This window comes from Streptantibioticus silvisoli, assembly GCF_027947535.2.
GTDB classification, from domain to species: Bacteria; Actinomycetota; Actinomycetes; order Streptomycetales; family Streptomycetaceae; genus Streptantibioticus_C; species Streptantibioticus_C silvisoli.
On sequence record NZ_JAAGKO020000019.1, the window covers coordinates 70,763 to 86,489 of the forward strand.

Genomic DNA, 15,727 nt, shown 5'->3' on the forward strand with positions numbered 1-15,727 from the left:
CCGGGGGCGTTACGCGCCGTGCTGGGTGTTTTCCGCCACGCGGTACCCCCGGCCGCGCACCGACCGGCCCGCGGTGACGGCGGTGCGCCGGCCGTCGTCCACGGTGAGGTGGCCGTCGATCAGCACGTACGGGATGCCGGTGGGCGCGGTGCGCGGCCGCTCGAAGGTGGCGCCGGCGCCGACCGTGCCGGGGTCGAAGAGGACCAGGTCGGCGCGGTGCCCGGCGCGGACCAGACCCCGGTCGGTCAGGCCGAGGCGGGCGGCCGGGCGGCCGGTGAGCCGGGCCACCGCGGCCGGCAGCGTCAGGACGCCCAGCTCGCGGACGTAGGTGCCCAGATAACGGGGGAAGGTGCCGTACGCGCGCGGATGCGGCTTGTCACCCATCAGGATGCCGTCGCTGCCGCCGGTGTGCGCCGGATGCCGCATGATCGCCCGCACGTTCGACTCGTCGCCGACGTGCTGGAGGATCGCGGTGCCCAGCCGGTCGGCCAGCAGCAGCCGCCGGGCCACCGCGAACGGCTCCTCGCCGCTGTCGCGGGCCAGGGCCGCCACCGTGCGGCCGGCGAGCCGGCGCAGGGCGGGGTCGGCGACACCGGAGATCTCGATGGTCTCCCAGTCGATCGGCACACCGTGGCAGCCGTCGGAGCCATCCACCTCCAGCACCTGCCGGATCCGCGCCGCGCTCGACTCGTCGCGCAGCCGGGCCAGCGTGGCGGCCGGTCCGCCGTCCAGCGCCCAGCCCGGCAGCATCGCGGCCAGCGTCGTGCAGCCCGGCGTGTACGGGTAGGTGTCCAGGCTCAGGTCGCAGCCGCCGTCGATCGCCGCGTCCAGCAGCGCCAGCAGTTCGCCCGCCCGGCCGGCGTTGACGGTGAAGTTCATGGTCGCGTGCGCCAGGTGCAGCGCACACCCGGCACTCCTGGCCACGTCGATCACCTCCTGGTAGGCGGCGAGCGCGCCGGCGCCGTAACTGCGGTGGTGCGGGCACCAGTAGCCGCCGTGCCGGGCCACCACCCGGCACAGCGCGGTCAGTTCGGCGGTGTCGGCGTACATCCCGGGCGCGTACGTCAGCCCCGACGACAGGCCCACCGCGCCCTCGCGCATCCCGGCGTCGACCAGGGACCGCATCCGGTCCAGTTCGGCGCCGGTGGCCGGCCGGTCGTGCCAGCCGACCGCCATCGCCCGCACGGTGCCCTGCGGGATCAGGTAGGCGGCGTTGACCGCGACACCCCGGTCCAGCCGGTCGAGGTAGCCGCCGACGGTGCGCCAGTCGAACGTGACGTCGTCGCCGGGGCCGTTCCAGCCGGTGATCTGCGTCCGTACGGCGGACAGCGTGGCGTCGTCGGCCGGCGCGTAGGACAGCCCATCCTGGCCGAGCACCTCCAAGGTGACGCCCTGGAGCGCCTTCGCCTCGTGCGCCGGGTCGCGCAGCAGGGCGAGGTCGCTGTGCGCGTGCATGTCGATGAAGCCCGGTGCCAGCGCCAGCCCGTCGGCGTCCAGCGTGCGGCGGGCCGACGGGCGCGGTCCGCCGTCCCGGGGGCGGTGGATGCGCGCGATCCGCCCGCCGGCCAGCGCGACGTCGGCCCGGTAGCCGTCGGCGCCGGTGCCGTCGAAGACCGTGGCGCCCCGCAGTACGAGATCCACGGCGGTCAGAAGAAGGTGCGGACGAGGTCCGTCACCGTGCCGTCGTCCTGCACGACCGGGATCAGCCGCCACTTGTCGAACGTGGTGCACGGGTGCGACACGCCCAGCGACACCCAGTCGCCGACCTCGATCCGCGCGCCGGGGCCGACCCGTACGAAGGTGTGCTGGTCGGCCATGCCGGTCACCTGGAGCCCGTCCGCCGCCCGTTCGGCGCCGGTGTCCGGATCGCGCACGGTCAGCGGCACCGGCAGGTCCATGTCCATCGGCGCGTCCCGCTTGCCGGCGTTCAGCAGCGCCAGCCCCGGTTCCGGGCGGGAGACGACGTGCGTCCACAGCCGCAGCGCGGGCCGCAACGAGCCCTCGGACGCGGCGCGTTCGCGGAACGGGGTGATCTGCTCGTAGTGCCCGTCGTCGTGCGTGACGTAGGCGCCGGAACGCAGCACCTTGCGCAGCGGGCGGCTCAGCGGCCCGGCGTCCTCCAGCACCGCGGCCACCGTGTCGAACCACGCGCTGCCGCCGGCGCTGACCACGATCTCACCGGCCCGCGCGAACCGCCCGGCGGCGTCGAACCGCCGTGCCAGCGCCAGCAGTTGCTCCAGCCAGGCGCGGACGGTCTGTTCGGTCTTCACCGGCAGCTCGCCCTCGTAGCCGGCCACCCCGGTCAGCCGCAGGTGCGCGGAGGCGGCCACCGCGTCGGCCACCGCGTCGGCGGTGGCGGTGTCGCGCACGCCGGTGCGGCCGCCGTCGGCGCCGAGTTCGACCACCACGTCGACGGTGGTGGTCAGGTGACGGTCCATCAGTTCCACGCCGCGCACCGAGTCGACGTAGGTGATCAGGGCGAAGCCGGGGTCGGCGGCCAGTTCGGCCGACAGCCAGCGCAGCGCGGCCGGGTCGACCACCTCGTTGGCCAGGAAGATCCGCTGCACGCCGAACGCCCGGTAGACCCGCGCCTGCCACGCGGTGGCCGCGGTGATCCCCCAGGCGCCGTGCGCGAGCTGGCGCTCGAAGAGCCGCGGGGCCATCGACGTCTTGCCGTGCGGGGCGAACGACAGCCCGTGCGCGCCGGCGTAGCGGCCCAGCGCGGTGAGGTTGTGCTCCAGCGCGGCGGCACCCAGGGTGAGCACCGGGGTGGTGAAGCCGCCGTCGAACAGCGACCGCTGCTGCGCGGCGAGTTCGGCTACCGTGAGGCCGGCGGCGTCGGCCGGCAGGCCCTTGAACCGGTGGTCGACGCGTTCCAGGTCCAGGCTGTCGGTGTCCAACACGTTCCTTCCGTCGCCGCGCGGGCCGCCCCGGGTCGTTGCCCGGGTATGCCCTGCTGTCTAACATCCCGGTCACCGCGGGTCAACGACACGCCCCCCACCCTTCAGGAAGGCCCCACCATGAGCGAGAAGACCGCGATCACCCCGCCGACCCACACCACGCCCCCGGCGCGGTTCTCGCACGGTGTCCGCAAGGGCGGCATCCTCCAGGTCGCCGGCCAGGTCGGATTCCTGCCGGCCGCCGGCGGCCAGTCCCACCCGGTGCCGGCCGGCCCCACGCTGCGCGAGCAGACCCTCCAGACGCTGGCCAACGTCCACGCCGTCCTGGAGGCGGGCGGCGCGGGCTGGCACGACGTCGTCATGGTCCGCGTCTACCTGACCGACACCGCGCACTTCGCCGAGTTCAACGCGGTCTACGACGAGGTGCTGGCCACCGTCGCGGTGCCGCCGGCCCGTACCACCGTCTACGTCGGACTGCCGCAGGGCCTGCTGGTGGAGATCGACGCGATGGCGGTCCTGGACTGACCCGCCTCCCGCGCGGCGGCCGGCGCCCCTTGGTGGGGGACGCCGGCCGCCGTGCGCGGGGCGGTGCGGGCCGTTACGACAGCGCGTGGACGTGCGCGCCGACGCTTGTGGCGAACTGGTTGCCGTTGGAGGCGTCCCAGTTGGTGGACCAGGTCATGGCACCGCGCAGCGTCGGCCAGGTGGTCGGCGGCTTGAAGGTGCCGCAGGAGGTGCCCTGGGTCAGGCAGTCCAGGGCGTCGTTGACCACGGTGGGCGAGACGTAGCCGCTGCCCGCCGCGCTGGAGGAGGCCGGCACGCCGATGCCGACCTGGGACGGCGACAGGCCGGCCTGGATGGCGGTGCAGGCCATCGAGGTGATGAAGTCGACCGTGCCCTCGGAGTAGACGCCGCCGTCACAGCCGTTCATCGAACCGCTGTTGTAGTACTGGGTGTTGACGACGGTGAGGATGTCCTTGATCTGCAGCGCGGTCGCCAGGTAGTCGCTGGAGGCGCTGAGCATGTCGATGGTCTGCGGCGCCATCGTCACCACCAGCCCCGATCCGGCCAGCGACGACAGGCTGTGCAGCGCCTGGCTCATGTACGTCGGGTTGATGCCGTTCTCCAGGTCGATGTCGACCCCGTCGAACCCGTAGGACTGCATCAGCGCGTACACGCTGTTGGCGAAGTTGGTCGCCGAGGCGGAGTCCGTCACCGAGATGGTGCCGTTCTGCCCGCCCACCGAGATGACGACCTTCTTGCCGGCCGCGTGGGCGGCGGTGATGTCCGCCTTGAACTGCGCGTCGCTGTAGTTCAGGCAGGAGTCCAGGCTGAAGTCGACCGCGCCCGGCGTGGTGGTGGCGGTGGCGAACGCCACGGCGATGATGTCGTACGCGCTGTTGACGTCCGACAGCTTCTGCACGGTGGCGCCGTTGCAGAAGTCCTGCCAGTAGCCGGTGACGGCGTGGGTCGGCACGCCGGCCCCGCCGGTCGGCGGGCTGGTGGGCGGCGGCGAGGTGGGCGGCGGGCTGGTCGGCGGCGGCGTGGGCGTCCCGCCGCTGCCGGCCGGTCCGGCCAGGGCCACGTCGTCGGCGAAGTACGCCGGCTCCCCGTACCAGCCGTGCAGGTAGACGGTGACCGACGTGGTCTTCGCGCCGGTGGTGAACGACGTCGTCAGCTGCTGCCACGACGACGCCGACGGGGTCCACGTCGACGGGTCGGTGCCGCCGGTGCCGCTGGCGCCCAGGTAGACGTAGGAGCCCTGCACCCAGGCGCTCAGGGTGTAGGAGGAGTCGGGCTGGACGCTGACGGTCTGCGAGCACTGCGCGTCGTCGGACGAGGACGGCACCGCCTTCAGCGCCGAACTGCCGCTGTGGACCGGGCTGCTGACCGCCGAACCACTGCTCGCGGCGCAGTTCCAGCCGCCCAGGCCGGACTCGAACCCCGGGTCGGCGGTGAGGTTGGCGGTGGCCGCCTGGGCACCGACGGCGCTGACGCCGAGGCCCAGCGCGGCGGCCGAGACCACCGCGGCGGTGATGAGGGAGAGGGTGGGCGCACGACCTGACATACAGGTGCCTCCAGGGGGGACGGCGCGGCGCGCGTCGGGAGGGAGGAGCATTGGTACGGACCAAAGTGGTCCAGACCAGTAGGCATGTCAAGGGTTCGCGCACGGGCAAGACGCGCCGGGGGCGGTCACCCGACCGCCGAGCGGGGGTTGGCTCCGCCGGGTGGGGTGGTGCGTGCACGGGTGTGGTGGGTGGGCTGGCGGTGGCGCGGGTACCGGTGGTGGTCGCGCCGTGCGGTTGGCCCGAACGCCAGCCGCAGGCCAGGCCGTCCGCCGCCCCCGAAGCGGCCCCCGCCGACCCCTTCACCCGCCCAGGCCCGGCGCCGGCCGACCCGTTCGCCCACCCAAGCCCGGCGCAGCCGCCCCCTTGCGGAAGTCCCCGTACCGCTTCCGGAAGGCCCTGTTCATCCCCGGAAAGACGGATAGGCTGCGCAACCGGGGCGGTCATGACCCGGGTGAGCTACCTTCAGGAGCGGTGAGAAACAGGGGGGTTGGCGATGTCAACCGTCATAGGCGCGACCGGCGCGGACCTGCTGCTGCCGGTCCCGGACCGGGACACCCCGGCCGCACTGGTGCTCGGCGCACCCGCCGACCAGTCGCTCGACGACGCCCTGGAGACCGCCTGGTCCGCGTTGCAGGCCGTCGGCCACCTGGTCGTCGTGGTGCCCGCCGCGCTGTCCGCCGCCCACCGCGGCCGGCTGCGCGCGGTGCGCTCGCTGCTGGAGAGCGACCGGATGGCCCTGGTGGACATCGACCTGCCGCCGCTGGCGACCGCCCTGCTCGTGGAGCAGTTGCGCCGCATCTCCCCCTACGACCTGGGCCCCGGCGTCATCGCCTCCGCCGCCCGGCTGCTCGCCCACTACCTGCACGCCGGCGCCGTGCTGGGCAGCGTCGCCAAGCTCGACCGGGTCGACGTCGGGCTCGGCACCCACCTGAAGTCCCTGCTGCCCGGCGCCCGGTTCGCCGTCCAGGCCGCGCCCGCCGCCTCGCTGACCCAGCTGGCCGACGACACCCGGCTGCCCGGCCCCGACTACGCCACCGGGCTCGCCTGGGCCGCGCCGGCCGGCCACTCCGGCCGCGGCCACGCCGCCGGCCACCCGCCGGCCGGGCCGGGGCTGGGGGAGGAATGGGTCAAGGACCGCCTGGCGGCCGACTGGAAGTGCCAGTATGTGCGGCAGGTGCCACTGCCCGAGGGGTCCGCGCGATGGTGGGGAACAGCCAAGGTCGTCGAGTTCGCCGCGTACATCGCCGACGTCGGCGTGCTGTACCAGCTGGTCGGCTCCGCGCACCGCGCGCCCTGCCGCTGGTGCGGGCTCGAACTCGTCGGCGACCGCTGCGCGTTCTGCTCGTCCCCGCTGACCACCGCCGCACCGGCGCCGGCCCCGGCCGGCAACCCGTCGCGGCGGCACGGCGGTTGACCCGCGTGACCGCCGACACCCGCCGCAACGCGGCCCCTTCGCCGTCCGCCCCCGTCCCCCCGCCCGAGTCCAGCGCGGCTCTCGTCCCCTGTGATTGGTCCAGTCGATGAACTCACGCCAGCGGCGCGGTGTCCTCCTGCTCGCGCTGTCCGTCCTGTGCGCGGCCGCCGCCTTCTTCGGCGTGCTGACCGTCGTCAACGACGTGGACTCCAAGGTCGGTCCGCAGACGACCGCCTACGAGCTGAACCAGGACATAGCCGCCTACCAGGCGCTCAGCCCCGGACAGTTCACCAAGGTCTCCATACCCAGCCGCTGGCTGCCGTCGACCGCGGTGACCTCGCTGGCCGCGGTGAGCGGCAAGATCGCCGCCACCCCGCTCACCAAGGGCTCACTGCTCCAGACCGACATGGTCTCCGGCCGGCCGCGGCTGAAGGCCGGTGAGCAGGAGATCGCCATCATGGTCGACGCCGAGACCGGTGTGGCCGGCACCATCGAACCCGGCGACCAGGTCAACATCTTCGCCACCTTCGGCGGCGCCGGCGTCAACGGCACCACCGCGGGCGCCCAGACCCCGCAGTCGCGGATCATCGTCACCGGTGCCCAGGTGCTCGACATCGGCAAGATCACCCAGGCGAGCCAGACCAGCGACCAGTCCGACGCCCGCGACACCGGACGCGAAGTGCCCATCACCTTCGCGCTCGACACCGAGGACGCCCAGCGGGTCGCCTACGCCGAGTCGTTCGCCACCCGCGTCCGCCTCGCCCTGGTCGCCCCCGGCAGCCCCGCGATCCCCAAGGCCCAGCGGACCTACACCCTCAACGGCGACAGGTGAGCCACCGATGACGATCCGCATTCTGCCCGCCGCGGACCCCGAGGCGGCCCGGACCGCGGTCTCGCTGACCGGGCAGCTGCCCGGCGCCGAACCGGTGCCGCCGGTCGCCGACTCCGTCACCCTGCTCGCCACCCTGGAACGGCTCGGCGCCGCCGGACTCGACGAACTGCCCGACGTCGTCCTGGTCCACGAACGCATCGGCCCGCTGCCCGCGCTGGAACTGGTCCGGGAGGTCGCGCTGCGCTTCCCGGCCGTCGGCGTCGTGCTGATGTCCGCCGACACCGGCCCGGCCGTCTACTCCGCCGCCATGGACGCCGGAGCCCGCGGCGTGGTCGCCCTGCCGCTGTCCTACGAGGAGCTGGCCCCCCGCGTCCAGGCCGCCGCCGGCTGGGCGGCCGGGGTGCGCCGGCACCTGGGCGGCGGCGACGGCACCCAGGCCGGACCGGCCGGCACGGTGGTCACCGTCTGCGGCGCCAAGGGCGGCGTCGGCACCACGGTCGCCGCCGTCCAGCTCGCGCTGGCCGCCCGGTCGGCCGGCGTGCCGGTCGCCCTGGTCGACCTGGACCTGCAGACCGGCGACCTGGCCTCCTACCTCGACGTGCAGTTCCGCCGCTCGGTCGCCGACCTCGCCGAGATCACCGACATCTCCCCCCGGGTGCTCGCCGACGCGATGTTCTCCCACCCCAGCGGCCTGTCGCTGCTGCTGGCCCCGGCCGACGGCGAACAGGGCGAGACCGTCACCGACCGCGCCGCCCGGCAGATCGTCACCGCGCTGCGCTCCCGGTTCGCCGTCGTCGTGGTGGACTGCGGCTCGCAGCTCAGCGGCGCCGGCGCGGTCGCCGTCGAACTCGCCGACACCGCGCTGCTGCTGACCACCCCCGACGTCGTCTCGGTCCGCGCCGCCAAACGCACCGTGCGGATGTGGGACCGCCTCCAGGTCCGCAAGCCGCAGGACATCCGGATGGTCGTCAACCGCATCGGCCGGCAGACCGAGATACAGCCGCCGCTGGTGGAACGCATCACCGGCACCCCGGTCACCCGGGCCGCGGTGCCGGCCGCCTTCAAGGAGCTCCAGCCCGTCGTCGACAGCGGCCACCTCGACGAGCTCGACGCCCGCTCCACCGTCCGGCAGGCGCTGTGGGCGCTGGCCGCCGAGATCGGCATCCTCACCCCGGCCGCCGCGCCGCCGGCCGGCCCCGCCGCCGCGGCCCCGCCACCGGCCGGCGCCCCGCGCCGCCTCGGCCGCCGCGACCCCCGGCGTGCCATCGGACCCGGCAACACCCCGACCACCGGCGGGAGTTGACGATCATGACCCTGACGTGGAGGTGGCGGGCGGCCGGCCCGCTGCCGCGCCCGGCCGGCGACCGCGGCCAGGTCAGCGTCGAACTGCTGGGCATCACCCCGCTCATCCTCGCCGTCCTGGTGGTGGTCTGGCAGTTCGTGGTGATCGGCTACGGCTTCGTGCTGGCCGGCAACGCCGCCGACCAGGCCGCCCGCGCCGCCGCCGTCGGCCACGACGCCGGCGCCGCCGCCCGCGCCGACCTGCCGTCCGCCGCCTGGGTCTCCGGCGCCTCCGTCGCCGTCGGCACCGACGGCGACGTCGTCACCGCCCGCGTCAGCCTGCGGGTGCCGCTGCTCGTGCCGGGGCTGCTCTCCCTGCCGTTCACCGTCACCGGTGACGGCGGCGCCGCGAAGGAGACCCCGTGACGCGCGCCGGCCACCGGCGGGCGCGGCCGGCACGGGCTCTGCGGCCGTTCGGGCAGGCGTTCGGGCGGGCGGTCGGGCGGCGGGCGTCCGGCCGGCCGCGGGACGGCCGGGCCGCCGCCCGCGACCGCGGATCGGCCGCCGTGGAGTTCCTCGGCTTCCTGCCGATCCTGCTGCTTGTCGCGCTGGCCGGCGTCCAGCTCGGCCTGCTGGCCTACGCCGGCAGCCAGGCCGGCACCGCGGCCCGGGCCGCCGCCCGCACCGGCCGGGCCGCCGCCGGCAGCGCCTCGGTCAGCGGCTGGCTGCACCCCAGCGTCCGGGTCGGACAGGGCGGCGACCGGACCACCGCCACCGTCACCCTCCAGGTGCCGTCCGTCCTGCCCGGCATCTCCATCCTCGGCCCGGTCACCCGCCGCGCCACCATGCCCTGGGACGGAACTCCACGATGAGCGGCCTGCGTTCACGCATCAACACCCCCGAGGAGGTCTCCGAGCACCACCAGGAGACCCACCTGACCGCGGTCTACCGGGCCAAGCTGCTGGAGGAGATCGACCTCGCGGAGATGTCCTCGCTCGGCATGGCCGAACGCCGCGGTCGGCTGGAACGGGTCCTGGGCCACATCATCAGCCGCGAGGGCCCGGTGCTGTCCACCGCCGAACGCGCCTCGCTCATCCGCCGGGTCGTCGACGAGGCCCTCGGCCTGGGTGTCCTGGAACCGCTGCTGGAGGACGCCTCCATCACCGAGATCATGGTCAACGGCCCCGACCAGGTCTACGTCGAACGGGCCGGCCGCGTCGAACTGCTCAACGCCCGGTTCGCCAGCACCGAGCAGCTGATGCAGACCATCGAACGCATCGTCTCCACCGTCAACCGCCGGGTGGACGAGTCCAATCCGATGGTCGACGCCCGCCTGCCGTCCGGCGAACGGGTCAACGTCATCATCCCGCCGCTGTCGCTGACCGGCCCCACCCTCACCATCCGCCGCTTCCCGCGCTCCTACACCCTCGCCGAACTCCTCGAACTGGGCACCCTCGACGAGCACATGCTCATGCTGCTCAACGGCCTGGTGCGGGCGAAGTTCAACGTGATCGTCTCCGGCGCCACCGGCTCCGGCAAGACCACGCTGCTCAACGCGCTGTCCGGCCTCATCCCGGAGGGCGAGCGGATCATCACCGTCGAGGACGCCGCCGAACTCCAGCTCCAGCAGAGCCACGTCATCCGGCTGGAGAGCCGGCCGCCCAACGTCGAGGGCAAGGGCCGCATCACCATCCGCGACCTGGTCCGCAACTCGCTGCGCATGCGCCCCGACCGGGTCATCGTCGGCGAGGTCCGCGGCGGCGAGACTCTCGACATGCTCCAGGCCATGTCCACCGGCCACGACGGCTCGCTGGCCACCGTGCACGCCAACTCCGCCGAGGACGCGCTCATGCGGCTCCAGACGCTGGCGTCGATGAGCGAGGTCAAGGTGCCGTTCGAGGCGCTGCGCGACCAGATCAACAGCGCCGTCGACGTCCTGGTCCAGCTGACCCGCAACGCCGACGGCAGCCGCCGCATCACCGAGATCGCCGTGCTGTCCTCCCGCGGCCGCGAGGACTTCAAGCTGGCCACCGTCGGCGCGTTCCGCTCCGCCCCGCTGGGCGCCGACCGGGTCACCCGCGGCCACTTCGAGCACCACCCGCTGCCGCGCCGGGTCGCCGACCGCCTCTACCTGGCCGGCGAGTCCGTGCCGCCCGCCTTCGGCGTGGCCACCTCCACCGAACAGCTCGCCCTGCGAAAGGCCGAATAGCCATGGAGACGATGGGCTGGGTGGCGCTCGGCGCGACCCTCGCCGCCTGCGTGCTCGCGGTCGCCGGACTGCGCGCCTGGGCCCAGGGCGCCGTCCAGCGGCAGGCCCTGGTCGACCGGCTCACCGACGACGACCGCGCCCGCCGCCCCGGCCGCCACGAGCGCTTCTCCCGGTTCGACGTCACCGTGCGCCGCACCCGCTACGGCCGCGCCCTGGACCACCGGCTGGCCGCCACCGGACTCGACGTCTCCCCGGGCGAGTTCACCGTCTACCTGGCCCTGGCGGTGGCCGTCGTGTGGCTGCTGGCCGGCACGCTGATGGCACCGTTCTTCGGCCCGATCGCCGCCGCCGTCGCCGTCTGGTCGGCCTACGCGTTCCTCAACTGGCGCCGCCAGAAGCGCATCGAGCACTTCATCGGCCAACTGCCCGAACTCGCAAGGCTGCTGGCCAACAGCGCCGCCGCCGGACTGGCGCTGCGCACCTCCATCGGACTGGCCGCCGACGAACTCGACGCCCCGGCCGGCGAGGAGCTGACCCGGGTCGCCGACGCGCTCGCCGTCGGCAGGTCCCTGGAGGAGGCGCTCGGCGACCTCAAGAACCGGCTGCCGTCGCGCGAACTGGCCGTCATGGTCACCACGCTGGTGCTGTCCAGCAAGGCCGGCGGCACCCTGGTGGGCTCGCTGCGCAACCTCACCGAGACCCTGGAGGAGCGCAAGGAGACCCGCCGCGAGGTGCGCACCACGCTGTCCCAGGTCACCATCACCGCCTACGCGGTGCCCGGCATCGGCCTGGGCGCGCTGCTGCTGCTCAACAAGATGTCCCCCGGCGCGCTGGCCGCCATGACCGGCACCTTCCTCGGCGAGGCCGCCGTCGTGGCGGCCCTGGTCCTGTACGCCGTCGGCTTCGTGCTGATCCGGCGGATGGCGAGGATCGATGTCTGACCGCGCCGTGCCACCCGGCGGCCCCGAACCGGGCCGCCGCGCCGAGGAGTCCGCACCGTTGGAGGAGGAAGCGTGATCGCCCTGCTGCTCGCGCTGGGGACCGCGGTGTCGGTCGCCGGGATCTGCTACGGCGTCTCGCTCTACCGCCGCGAGGCCAGACTCCCCGACGACCTGGCCGTCGCCCTGGAGGTCGGCGCCACCCGGACCACCGCCGTCGGCTCGGCCGTCGACCGGCTCGGCATGCGGTACGCGCCGTCCGTGCTGCGCCTGATGGGCCCGGCCCGGGTCGGCAGGCTGCGCCGCCGGCTGGACCTGGCCGGCAACCCCGGCGGCCTCACCGTCGACCGCTACGCCGCCCGCCGGGCCGTCTACGGCTTCCTGGGCTTCTTCGGCGCCGTCGTCATGCTGCTGCGCGGCGAGTACCCGCTGACGCTGGTGCTGCTGGCGTTCGGCCTGTGGTGGACCGACCTGGGCATCTGGCTGGCGGTGCGCGAGCGCCGGACGGAGATCGAACGCACCCTCGCCGACTTCCTGGACGTGCTGGCGGTCGTGGTCAGCGCCGGCCTCGGCTTCCGGCAGGCGCTGGAGCGGGTCGCCGACAGCTACCAGGGGCCCTGGGCCGACGAGGTCCGCATCACGCTGCGCCAGATGGACATGGGCGTCAGCCGCCGGCAGGCCTTCGACGAACTGCGCCGCCGCAACGACTCCGAACAGGTCGCCCAGTTCACCTCCGCGCTCCAGCAGGGCGAGGAACTCGGCGCCCCGATCGCCGACACCCTCATCCAGATCGCCAAGGACATGCGCCGCGCCGACGCCCAGAACGCCCGCCGCCGGGCCGCCCGCGCGGTGCCCAAGTCCACCGTGGTCATCACCACGTTCATGGTTCCGGCCACCATGATCCTGCTCATCGCCGGCTTCTTCCTCGGCAACAACATCAACTTCGGCCAGGTGCTCGGGCGTTGAGGACCGCGAGCGGCACCGGGACGGAATGGCCGGAACTTTCCTTCGCGATGGCAACGAGACTCTTTGCGATCGCAACGGAATGTGGGACGCTCGACCCGATCGCCAGGGCGATGCCGAATGCGGAGAACTGATCTCATGTCAGCTCGCGCGGGAAAAATCATGCCCCGGGGCCACACTGGTGTCCCGGAACCCTCGAATCCCAACGCCTCCTCCCTCTACGCTTTTCGGGTCGCCCACAGCACGGTGCCGGGAGGGCCCCGGGACGCGGACGACGAAGGGACTGAGTGCCCGGCCCGGCGTCCGACCACCGCCGCGGCTCACACCGTAGGAGGGGTTCGTCGTGTCGAAGCACATCGCTCTGAGGGCCGTAGTGGCCAGCCGGTCGCACCTGACGGGATGGAAGAACACCGCGATCGCCAGAATCAACGCCCGGTCCGACCGGGGCCAGACCTCGGTGGAGTACCTGGGCATCATCGCGGTCGTGGTGCTGATCGTGGCCGCGATCCTGGGCACCAATATCGGCCAGACGATCTACAACGCGATCACCACCCAGATCGCCAAGGTCGCCGGGTAGGTGTGAGAACGGGAATGCTGCGCCGTCCCCCTGGCGGCGATCGCGGGCAGGCGCTGCCCGTCTACATCACGGTGATCGGCGCGCTGCTGTTCCTCGCGTTCGCGTTCTTCGCGGTCGGCCAGGCCGCCGTCACCCGCAACGGCGCGCAGACCGCGGCCGACGCCGCCGCGCTGGCCGCGGCCCAGGACCGCGCGGGGCAGCTGCACGACCAGTTGCTGCACGTTTTCCAGGGCGGACCGCTCGACGGCGTCGGTCAGTTGCTGGGCGGCGTCTTCCCCGGCCTGACCGACTCCTGCGGCCGGGCGGCGCAGTTCGCGCGGGACAACGACGCGCGGACCACCGCCTGCGACCTGACACCGGACGGCGACGGCTACCGGGTGACCGTGCTGAGCACCGGCACCGTCGGCCACTCGGTCATCCCCGGTACCCAGAACAAGAGGGCGCGGGCCGGCGCGACCGCCGAACTCACCCCGCAGTGCACCTGGCAGGCGGCCCCGACGCCCAGCACGAGCGCGAGCGCGCCGGCCGGCGGCGCGACCCCCGCGCCGACCCCCACCCCGACCGGCACACCGCCCACCGGACCCGGTGCGAACCCGCCCTCGCCGGGAACGCTCCGGTGCCAGGGCGGCACCTGGACCGTCGACCCCGCGAACCCCACCGGATTCCCCACCGTCGCGGACCTCTTCCACGTCCACCTCACCAGTTGACCAGCGAAGGAACGGCATGAAGAACAACCGGCAGACCCAGCGCACCGCCAGGGCCGCGTCCGCCGTCGCCATGGCCGCCGCGCTGGCCCTCACCGTCACCGCCTGCGGCGGCCGGTCCGACGAGACCACCACCGCCAAACCGGCCACCACCGGCGCCGGTACCCCCGCCGCGCCGAGCACCGGCGCGACCACCGGCCCGAACCCCGCCCAGGTACTGGCCACCATCAAGGGCCCGCAGGGCATCGTGATCACCCTGACCTCCGCCGCACGGGAGACCGGCGGCTTCGTCACGGTCCAGGGCACGGTGCACAACACCGGCACGCACCCCTACACCGGTGCCACGTACTGGGTCGGTGACGAGGCGGCCCTGCAGAAGAACGGCGGCTCGCTCGCCGGCGCCTCGCTGGTCGACATGGCCGGCAAGAAGCGCTACTACGTGCTGCGCGACACCGACGGCAACTGCCTGTGCACCGTCAAGCTCGACATCATCGAGCCGGGCGCCACCGTGCCGATCTTCGCGCAGTTCCCCGCGCCGCCCGCGACCACCACGCAGGTGGACTTCGACCTGCCCACCATGCCGACCGCGTCGATCGTGATCTCCCAGTGAGGACGGCGCCGATGACCCCCACCGCCCGCAGGATGGCCCGCGGCCTGGCCGCCGCCGGGTACGTGGTCGTGCTCACCGCCGTGGGCCCGACCGCCCCGGCCCGGGCCGCCGGCGCCCCGCCGCCCGCGCCGCCCACCGCGTCCGCGGCGCCGGTGACCGTCGACCCGCACGCGGACGGGCTGCGCCTGAAGCCGGGCGCGACGCTGGCGGCGCCCAAGGTGCTGGACGTCGTCAGCGTCGTGGAGGACTCCGACGGTGACGAGCGCCGGTCCGACACCACGGCCGCCGTCACCTTCGACCTCCAGGCGGAGGTGCTGTTCACCAAGGACAGCGCCCACCTGAGCCCGGACGCCAGTTCGCGCATCGAGGCCATCGCCGACGAGATCATCCGGCAGAGCGCCAAACTCGTCCGGGTCTCGGGCTTCACCGACAACCTCGGCAGCCACGCGCACGGCGTCGTGCTGTCCAAGCAGCGCGCCGAGGCCGTCTACTCGGCGCTGGCCAAGGACCTGCCCGACGACGGCACCATCCAGTTCCAGGTGCGCGGCTACGCCGAGGACTACCCCATCGCCGACAACTCCACCGAGGCCGGCCGCCGGCAGAACCGCCGCGTCGAGATCACCTTCGCCAAGAGCGACGACGCAACGGACCCGACGGACCCGGACGCCGACGCGGACGGCACGTCGTAGCCCCGGTCAGTCCCGCTGCGCCAGCTCCACCACCGTCCCGCGCCGCAGCCCCCACCCCGCCATCGCCCCGGCCCGCGCCTCCAGCACGTACCGGGACCGGGGCCGGGGCAGCCCCATGCGGCCGGGCGGCATGGTCCGCACCGCCAGCACCCGCGAGCGCCGGTCCAGGTAGGCGACGTCGATCGCGAACCGCATGCGGAAGGTGTGCACCCCGCTCGCCGGGGCCAGCAGCAGGGCGCCCTCGACCCCGTCCCGGCCCAGCAGCCCCCGGGTCCGGGCCGCGTACGAGGCGGCGACCTCCAGCGGCACCACCGCACCGTCCCCGCCGTCCGCCGCCGGTACCCGCAGCACCCCCGGACCGTCGCTCCACCGCCGCCGCATCGCCGTCCTCCTCCCGGCGCGTCAACTCCGGTGCGCGCCGTCATCCCACGGATTCTCCGCCAGTCGCCCGCGCCGCGTGTCGCAACGCGGGCATCCGTCGCCGGGCGCGCTAGGCTGAAACTCCCCCCCTCGGGCCGGCCCGCCTTTCCGCGCGGACCGG

The 15,727-nt window shown here is 73.9% G+C and carries 17 protein-coding genes; 13 read left to right on the forward strand and 4 right to left on the reverse strand.

The window, feature by feature from the left end:
* Positions 1-9: 9 nt before the first annotated feature.
* Together POF43_RS14875 and POF43_RS14880 are read right to left on the reverse strand one after the other, a co-directional pair.
* Positions 10-1,641, reverse strand: coding sequence for an N-acyl-D-amino-acid deacylase family protein (locus POF43_RS14875; RefSeq protein WP_271323879.1), 1,632 nt, complete (start codon positions 1,639-1,641; stop codon positions 10-12).
* 5 nt (positions 1,642-1,646) lie between these two features.
* On the reverse strand, positions 1,647-2,900 hold the full coding sequence (locus POF43_RS14880; RefSeq protein ID WP_271316803.1) for an amino acid deaminase: 1,254 nt from the start codon (positions 2,898-2,900) through the stop codon (positions 1,647-1,649).
* A 120-nt stretch (positions 2,901-3,020) separates the two neighbouring features.
* Here POF43_RS14880 and POF43_RS14885 point away from each other — a divergent pair, with 120 nt between their 5' ends.
* Positions 3,021-3,425: a RidA family protein gene (locus tag POF43_RS14885; RefSeq protein ID WP_271316800.1), complete on the forward strand. Its 405-nt coding sequence runs from the start codon at positions 3,021-3,023 to the stop codon at positions 3,423-3,425.
* A gap of 73 nt (positions 3,426-3,498) precedes the next feature.
* On the opposite strand, the gene POF43_RS14890 is transcribed toward POF43_RS14885, so the two are convergent.
* Positions 3,499-4,968, reverse strand: coding sequence for a chitinase (locus POF43_RS14890; protein WP_271316799.1), 1,470 nt, complete (start codon positions 4,966-4,968; stop codon positions 3,499-3,501).
* Between the two features lie 494 nt (positions 4,969-5,462).
* On the opposite strand from POF43_RS14890, the gene POF43_RS14895 reads away from it, so the two are divergent.
* The 12 genes from POF43_RS14895 (at position 5,463) to POF43_RS14950 (ending at position 15,186) form a co-directional block, all read left to right on the forward strand.
* A complete protein-coding gene (locus POF43_RS14895; protein WP_271326030.1) occupies positions 5,463-6,383 on the forward strand; it encodes a hypothetical protein in 921 nt (306 codons plus the stop codon).
* Between the two features lie 106 nt (positions 6,384-6,489).
* Positions 6,490-7,215, forward strand: a complete 726-nt coding sequence (gene cpaB, locus POF43_RS14900) for a Flp pilus assembly protein CpaB (protein WP_271324106.1) — start codon at positions 6,490-6,492, stop codon at positions 7,213-7,215.
* A gap of 7 nt (positions 7,216-7,222) precedes the next feature.
* A complete protein-coding gene (locus POF43_RS14905) occupies positions 7,223-8,518 on the forward strand; it encodes a CpaE/TadZ family protein (RefSeq protein WP_271324105.1) in 1,296 nt (431 codons plus the stop codon).
* 5 nt (positions 8,519-8,523) lie between these two features.
* Positions 8,524-8,922 carry a pilus assembly protein gene (locus POF43_RS14910; protein ID WP_271315640.1) on the forward strand — a complete coding sequence of 133 codons (399 nt, stop codon included), beginning with the start codon at positions 8,524-8,526 and terminating at the stop codon, positions 8,920-8,922.
* Positions 8,919-9,368, forward strand: coding sequence for a TadE/TadG family type IV pilus assembly protein (locus POF43_RS14915; RefSeq protein ID WP_271324104.1), 450 nt, complete (start codon positions 8,919-8,921; stop codon positions 9,366-9,368). The genes POF43_RS14910 and POF43_RS14915 overlap by 4 nt, the downstream gene beginning before the upstream one ends.
* A complete protein-coding gene (locus POF43_RS14920; protein WP_271315641.1) occupies positions 9,365-10,705 on the forward strand; it encodes a TadA family conjugal transfer-associated ATPase in 1,341 nt (446 codons plus the stop codon). The genes POF43_RS14915 and POF43_RS14920 overlap by 4 nt, the downstream gene beginning before the upstream one ends.
* Positions 10,706-10,707: 2 nt before the next feature.
* Complete coding sequence (locus POF43_RS14925; RefSeq protein ID WP_271324103.1) at positions 10,708-11,646, forward strand: type II secretion system F family protein; 939 nt, start codon at positions 10,708-10,710, stop codon at positions 11,644-11,646.
* A gap of 75 nt (positions 11,647-11,721) precedes the next feature.
* Positions 11,722-12,609 carry a DUF5936 domain-containing protein gene (locus POF43_RS14930; RefSeq protein WP_271324107.1) on the forward strand — a complete coding sequence of 296 codons (888 nt, stop codon included), beginning with the start codon at positions 11,722-11,724 and terminating at the stop codon, positions 12,607-12,609.
* Positions 12,610-12,949: 340 nt separating this feature from the next.
* On the forward strand, positions 12,950-13,183 hold the full coding sequence (locus tag POF43_RS14935; protein WP_308217269.1) for a hypothetical protein: 234 nt from the start codon (positions 12,950-12,952) through the stop codon (positions 13,181-13,183).
* A gap of 2 nt (positions 13,184-13,185) precedes the next feature.
* A complete protein-coding gene (locus POF43_RS14940; RefSeq protein ID WP_271324102.1) occupies positions 13,186-13,890 on the forward strand; it encodes a pilus assembly protein TadG-related protein in 705 nt (234 codons plus the stop codon).
* A gap of 16 nt (positions 13,891-13,906) precedes the next feature.
* The gene (locus POF43_RS14945; RefSeq protein ID WP_271315644.1) at positions 13,907-14,497 is read left to right on the forward strand and encodes a hypothetical protein; all 591 of its coding nucleotides are present in this window, start codon (positions 13,907-13,909) and stop codon (positions 14,495-14,497) included.
* Positions 14,498-14,508: 11 nt separating this feature from the next.
* Positions 14,509-15,186, forward strand: a complete 678-nt coding sequence (locus POF43_RS14950) for an OmpA family protein (RefSeq protein ID WP_271315645.1) — start codon at positions 14,509-14,511, stop codon at positions 15,184-15,186.
* Positions 15,187-15,192: 6 nt separating this feature from the next.
* Here the strand turns inward: POF43_RS14950 and POF43_RS14955 are convergent, their stop codons facing one another.
* Complete coding sequence (locus POF43_RS14955; protein ID WP_271324101.1) at positions 15,193-15,567, reverse strand: DUF192 domain-containing protein; 375 nt, start codon at positions 15,565-15,567, stop codon at positions 15,193-15,195.
* Between the last annotated feature and the right edge of the window lie 160 nt (positions 15,568-15,727).

Coding starts and splice junctions, on each gene's coding strand:
- POF43_RS14885 (WP_271316800.1), top strand. CDS start 3,021: ATGAGCGAGAAGACCGCGATCACCCCGCCGACCCACACCACGCCCCCG.
- POF43_RS14890 (WP_271316799.1), bottom strand. CDS start 4,968: ATGTCAGGTCGTGCGCCCACCCTCTCCCTCATCACCGCCGCGGTGGTC.
- POF43_RS14895 (WP_271326030.1), top strand. CDS start 5,463: ATGTCAACCGTCATAGGCGCGACCGGCGCGGACCTGCTGCTGCCGGTC.
- cpaB (WP_271324106.1), top strand. CDS start 6,490: ATGAACTCACGCCAGCGGCGCGGTGTCCTCCTGCTCGCGCTGTCCGTC.
- POF43_RS14905 (WP_271324105.1), top strand. CDS start 7,223: ATGACGATCCGCATTCTGCCCGCCGCGGACCCCGAGGCGGCCCGGACC.
- POF43_RS14910 (WP_271315640.1), top strand. CDS start 8,524: ATGACCCTGACGTGGAGGTGGCGGGCGGCCGGCCCGCTGCCGCGCCCG.
- POF43_RS14920 (WP_271315641.1), top strand. CDS start 9,365: ATGAGCGGCCTGCGTTCACGCATCAACACCCCCGAGGAGGTCTCCGAG.
- POF43_RS14925 (WP_271324103.1), top strand. CDS start 10,708: ATGGAGACGATGGGCTGGGTGGCGCTCGGCGCGACCCTCGCCGCCTGC.
- POF43_RS14945 (WP_271315644.1), top strand. CDS start 13,907: ATGAAGAACAACCGGCAGACCCAGCGCACCGCCAGGGCCGCGTCCGCC.
- POF43_RS14950 (WP_271315645.1), top strand. CDS start 14,509: ATGACCCCCACCGCCCGCAGGATGGCCCGCGGCCTGGCCGCCGCCGGG.
- POF43_RS14955 (WP_271324101.1), bottom strand. CDS start 15,567: ATGCGGCGGCGGTGGAGCGACGGTCCGGGGGTGCTGCGGGTACCGGCG.